Genomic DNA, 5,437 nt, shown 5'->3' with positions numbered 1-5,437 from the left:
AATTCATCGGCAACAACCTTACAAGCGCGATGCCTGCATTAACCATTGGACAGGAACAGAGACAGCACGCCATCGGCTACCTTACGGGACAGGTGGTGTACGCTACCGGCGGCGAGGCCCTCGGCACTGTCACCGTGTACGACCGCAAGGGTCAGGCGGTGAGGACTGTGCGCAAGGGACTCGGCGGGCACATTGAGGATGTCAGCACCGAATACACCTTCACGGGCGCCGTTGACAGCACGGAGGTCAGGGTAGGCGTAGGTTACGGGGGCGACTTCACGGCGAAGACCGGCTACACATACCGGTACGGCAAGAAGACAAAAATGAGCCTGTCCGTCAGCCACGGGGGCACCGCGCAGTCACGCGACACGGAATACTCCTACGATGCCATCGGAAGGCTGAGCACCAAGGGGCGGCAAACGATAAGGAACTCCAAGTCATACTGCTCATATACCTACGACGTGCACGGATGGCTCAAGAGCGTCAGCAGCGGAGGATTCCGCGAAGACCTGTACTATGCCGACGGTCTTGACAGCGCATGCCACAACGGAAACATAAGCACCGTGCGGTGGAAGGCAAGGAATGACAGCGAATACAAGGGCTACAACCTGAGGTACGATGGATGCAACCGCCTGTACCTGGCGCTTTTCGGAACAGGCGACAACCTGACAGGTAACAGAAACTACTTCAACGAGCAGGCGGAGTACGACTGCAACGGAAACATCAAGAGGCTGCGACGTTGCGGGCTCCAGGACGCGATGCACGGAGGCTTCGGATTGGTTGACGACCTGCGGATGACATACGAGGGGAACCAGTTGGCAAGCGTGTTCGACAATGTCTGGAGACTTCCGTACGCAGGGGCGACGGACTTCGACGGCGTGGCTGGGCAGGAGTATCCACTGACATACAACGATGCAGGGTCACTTACGAGTGACGCCAGCCGCAGGATAGCGAGGATAGACTATGACTGCCTGAACAACCCGGTCAGGATACAATTCACCGACGGAAACGTGACGAAATATGTCTATAGTGCCACGGGCGAGAAACTGCGCGTGGTGTATCAGACTGCAGTTCCCAACATCACCGTTGCCATAGGCAGCGCGAGGGAACTCATGCCGTCGGAGATTCTGTTCACTGACTCTACCGACTACCTGCTGGGCGGTGCTCTCACGTTGAGAAACGGCAGGATAGATAAGTATCAGTTTGATGAGGGCTATTGCCAAGCCACACAATATAATGCCACGCAGGACAATTTCACCTTTCTGTACTATGACAAGGACCACCTGGGCAATGTACGTCAGGTGACGAAAGCCAGCAACAGCACGGGGACTGTAGTGCAGACGATGAACTACTACCCATTTGGAGCCCAGTTCTGTGATGGTTCTGCTGCTACAAGTGACTTCCAACAGTATAAATATAACGGAAAGGAGTTAGACAAGATGCACGGACTTAATACATACGACTACGGTGCGCGTCAGTATAATCCCGTGACAGCCCGATGGGACAGGATAGACCCGTTGGCGGAGAAATACTATAGCGTTAGTCCGTATGTGTATTGTCTTAACAATCCTATCAGACTAATTGATCCTGATGGAAGGAAAATATTTTTAGTTGGAACCCATGATGAGCAGATGAGGACATTAGGTTATATGCAGAAATTGACAAATGACAATCTGTTATTGAATAGGAAAACAGGTGAAGTGACAATTGGCGGTAGAAGATGGGACAATAGAGACAAGAAACTGGATGTCGGAACATCTTTGCTGAGAGATGTGATTGGTCACAAACGTACTACTGGAATCCAGATAGGGAGTGAAAGCGATAGGAATAGATATCATAGTTATTTCCCTAAAGACGCATCCAATGGTAAAGGTACGGATGGTTATATTAATCTGAACCCGTCATCTTCTCTGGATTTAAAAGTTCAGGACTCCAATACAGAAAAAACTGTAGTTGAAACTATACCTATGGAAATCGTGGTTGGACATGAGTTAATTCATGCATATTCAGCAATGAATGGCAATGCGCCAAAGGATGGAGAAGAATCATCGTATATTTACAGGGACGTAGATGGTAAATTGTATGAAACACAAGAAGAAACCAGTGAATTAGAAACTGTAGGTATTATAGGCAATGAAAAATATACAGAAAACAAATTACGTAAAGAACATGGTCTAAATAAAAGAGTTGTGTACTAATGAAAAAAAACATTATTTTCTTTTTTGTAATCATCTTATGCGGATGTACGAAAACGTATGACGATGGCATTCTATGCAAATACCTTTATTTCCCAACAAGCACAAATAAAAATTGCTTTTGGGTGGAGGTTAAAGAAGACAGGACATTGAAAGAAATTTTCGGTGAGATGTCCTGGGATTGTCATGACTCTATCTCATCTGGAAAGTTTCCCAAGGATGGTATTTCGTGGGAGAAAATTCATGATGAAGACAGCATAATAATAGATGCTACCGCATTTAGGCAACTTGAAGAACTTGTCTCGGAAGTAAGGAAACGAAAATCCGTGAACTATTTTATTCAGAGCATTTCTCATGATGGTATGGGTAACGTACTTTTTATAAAAGACAGGGCCTATTATTTTGAGATAGGAATTTACGATGACAAACCGACCATGGATTTTATAGATAAACTCAAAGAAACAAGCCCAATCCCAATAAGAAGTTCGTGGGGTTCAGTTCTTCAGAAATATTAATAAGGAGATTAATGATTAGCATAAAGTTTCAAAAGGTTCAAATCATAGGACTGCTTGACGACCTCCAGATGACGTACGAGGGAAACCAGTTGTCAAGCATGCGCGACAACGCCTCGCGGATGGCGTACGCAGGTGCTACGGACTTTGACGGCGTGGCTGGGCAGGAGTATCCACTGACATACAACGGGGCAGGGTCGCTCACGAGCGACGCCAGCCGCAGGATAGCGAGGATAGACTACGACATGATGAACAACCCGGTCAGGATACAGTTCACCGACGGAAACGTGACGAGGTATGTCTATAGCGCCACGGGTGAGAAACTGCGCGTGATATATCAGACTGCAGTGCCGAACATCACTGTCGCCATCGGCAGCGCAAGGGAGCTCATGCCCTCGGAGATACTATATACCGACTCCACGGACTATCTGCTGGGCGGTGCCCTTACGCTGAGGAACGGCAAGATAGATAAGTATCTGTTCGACGAGGGCTACTGTCAGGCGGAAAGCCTGAACGCCACTCAGGACAACTTCATGTTTTACTACTACGACCGCGACCACCTGGGCAACGTACGTCAGGTGACGAAGGCGGCCGGCAGTACGGGGACGGTGGTACAGACGATGAACTACTACCCCTTTGGTGCCCAGTTCTGTGACGGCTCTGCCGCATCAGGTGACATGCAGCCGTATAAATATAATGGGAAAGAATTTGATAAGATGCACGGCCTGAACACCTACGACTACGGTGCACGTCAGTATAATCCAATCACCGCACGATGGGACAGGGTTGATCCATTGGCAGAGAAATATTATGGCGTTAGTCCGTATGTGTATTGTACGAATAATCCTGTAATGTTGGTGGATTCAGATGGACTTTTCCCTATAGGGATTGTCAAAATTCGCCATGAAAGAACATACATGGTGACAGGTACAAGTATTACAGGAACTATTATGACTACAAAGGCACAAACAACATATTATAATTTTACAGAATCCGCCGCTCATCTATTATCTTTAGTGTCTGGTATTTCTGAAAAACATATAAGGAAAGTCAGGTTGGAAGAATTCGGAGGACAACTGAAAAACAATTGCATTACTTTAGGAAGTAGTCCTGAAAAAACTCGTATACTTGTATCGCCTACTTATTTCGATGAATCAAATATGAGCAGTGAACAATATTATGATTGGTGGTTTCGCGAATTTTCGCATGAGGTTGGTCATATAAAACAAATAAATAGAGATCAGAATTCAGGTCAATACATACTAAAAACAATTTATGGGTATATTAAGACTATGAGTCATGATGAAGCCCCACGTGAAAAAGAAGCAGAGCAAGGAAGTATAGCATAGAGATTTCAGAAATTTTGTAAAGAATGAATTCAAAACAGATTTGACTACATTATTTGTAGATGAGAAATCTGAAGAAAAAAAGATAAAACAACTTGATATATGGTGGAACTCTTATATAAATCAGGGAAGATAAAACACTTATTTTATGCCTGTATAGTGTCGCTTCTTTTTACAGCATGTACAGAAGATCATTCTTTCTCACTTGATGAGAGGCGACAGATTATAGTAGTACATAATTTACTGGTTTTAGAAATTGAATCTGATAGTTCGCAAACTCATGAAGGACATTTTTTCTTTATTGTCAAAGAAAATCCGTATGATACGAAAGAATTTGATACAATCAGATTACAGGGTCAATCTACAGGATTAAAGATTAAAAAGGATGATAGTTGTGGTTACAAAAAAACGCAAATGATCAATTTACTTCCTAATAGGAAATACACTATAATCCATAGTGGAATGGGTGGTCGGGTACGTATTCAAGAATACTTTTGGACTGATTCAATAGGCAACTTAAGAGTTGACCCGACAAGAAAAAGAAAAGTTGGTTATAAAGAGGTTATAGGGACAGATAGTTGGGGAACATGACAAAGGATATCTATAGCGCGACGGGCGAGAAACTGCGCGTGGTGTATCAGACTGCCGTGCCGAACATCACCGTCGCCATAGGAAGCACAAGGGAGCTCATGCCGTCGGAGATACTATACACAGACTCCACGGACTACCTGCTCGGAGGTGCTCTAATGCTTAAAAACGGCAAAATAGATAAATTCCTGTTTGATGAGGGTTACTGCCAAGCCACACAATATAATGCCACGCAGGACAACTTCACCTTCCTCTACTATGACAAGGACTACCTCGGCAACGTACGTCAGGTGACGAAGGCGATGGGCAGCATGGGGACGGTGATGCAGACGATGAACTACTACCCCTTTGGAGCCCAGTTCTGTGACGGCTCAGCCGCCACAAGTGACGTGCAACCATATAAGTATAACGGAAAGGAACTGGACAAGATGCATGGACTGAACACCTACGACTACGGAGCAAGGCAGTACAATCCTATTACAGCACGTTGGGACAGGATGGATCCGCTGGCAGAGAAATATTATCCATATAGTCCTTATATGTATTGTCATGACAATCCCGTAAATAGGATTGATCCTGATGGACGTGATGATTATTACACCACAAATGGAGATTTCTTGTTCCGTGACGATAAAGAAACAGATAATATTATTATTAGAAACCAATTCTTACCCCAATTCGGGATAAAATAGCGATTAGTTGCATGTGAAGACAGATACGTGAATTCTCTTCCCATACCATCAGACATGGGCTATATATAAAGAATCGAAAGAGATTATTCTGTCCTTAGAACAAT

At 45.0% G+C, this 5,437-nt stretch carries 6 protein-coding genes; all 6 read left to right on the top strand.

Annotated elements, in window-relative coordinates; genetic code table 11:
• Positions 1 to 196 (top strand): hypothetical protein (locus tag CIK89_RS13705; protein WP_216820461.1); only part of this gene is annotated, 196 nt, incomplete at its 5' end.
• Positions 168 to 2,198 (top strand): RHS repeat-associated core domain-containing protein, encoded by a 2,031-nt coding sequence (locus CIK89_RS01445; protein ID WP_216820460.1) that lies wholly within the window; start codon positions 168 to 170, stop codon positions 2,196 to 2,198. The genes CIK89_RS13705 and CIK89_RS01445, both read left to right, overlap by 29 nt.
• A complete protein-coding gene (locus CIK89_RS01440) occupies positions 2,198 to 2,710 on the top strand; it encodes a hypothetical protein (RefSeq protein WP_094389657.1) in 513 nt (170 codons plus the stop codon). Before CIK89_RS01445 ends, CIK89_RS01440 begins: the two co-directional genes overlap by 1 nt.
• 11 nt (positions 2,711 to 2,721) lie before the next feature.
• Positions 2,722 to 4,056, top strand: coding sequence for an RHS repeat domain-containing protein (locus tag CIK89_RS01435; RefSeq protein WP_094389656.1), 1,335 nt, complete (start codon positions 2,722 to 2,724; stop codon positions 4,054 to 4,056).
• Between the two features lie 99 nt (positions 4,057 to 4,155).
• A complete protein-coding gene (locus CIK89_RS01430; protein ID WP_254046315.1) occupies positions 4,156 to 4,644 on the top strand; it encodes a hypothetical protein in 489 nt (162 codons plus the stop codon).
• Positions 4,641 to 5,333 (top strand): RHS repeat-associated core domain-containing protein, encoded by a 693-nt coding sequence (locus CIK89_RS01425; RefSeq protein ID WP_094389655.1) that lies wholly within the window; start codon positions 4,641 to 4,643, stop codon positions 5,331 to 5,333. Before CIK89_RS01430 ends, CIK89_RS01425 begins: the two co-directional genes overlap by 4 nt.
• The last annotated feature ends 104 nt before the right edge of the window (positions 5,334 to 5,437 follow it).

Origin of the sequence: Prevotella sp. P4-119, assembly GCF_002251345.1 — a bacterium.
Taxonomy (GTDB): Bacteria; Bacteroidota; Bacteroidia; order Bacteroidales; family Bacteroidaceae; genus Prevotella.
Note: the sequence above shows the minus strand (reverse complement) of the source record. Positions and strands in the feature narration are given on the sequence as shown.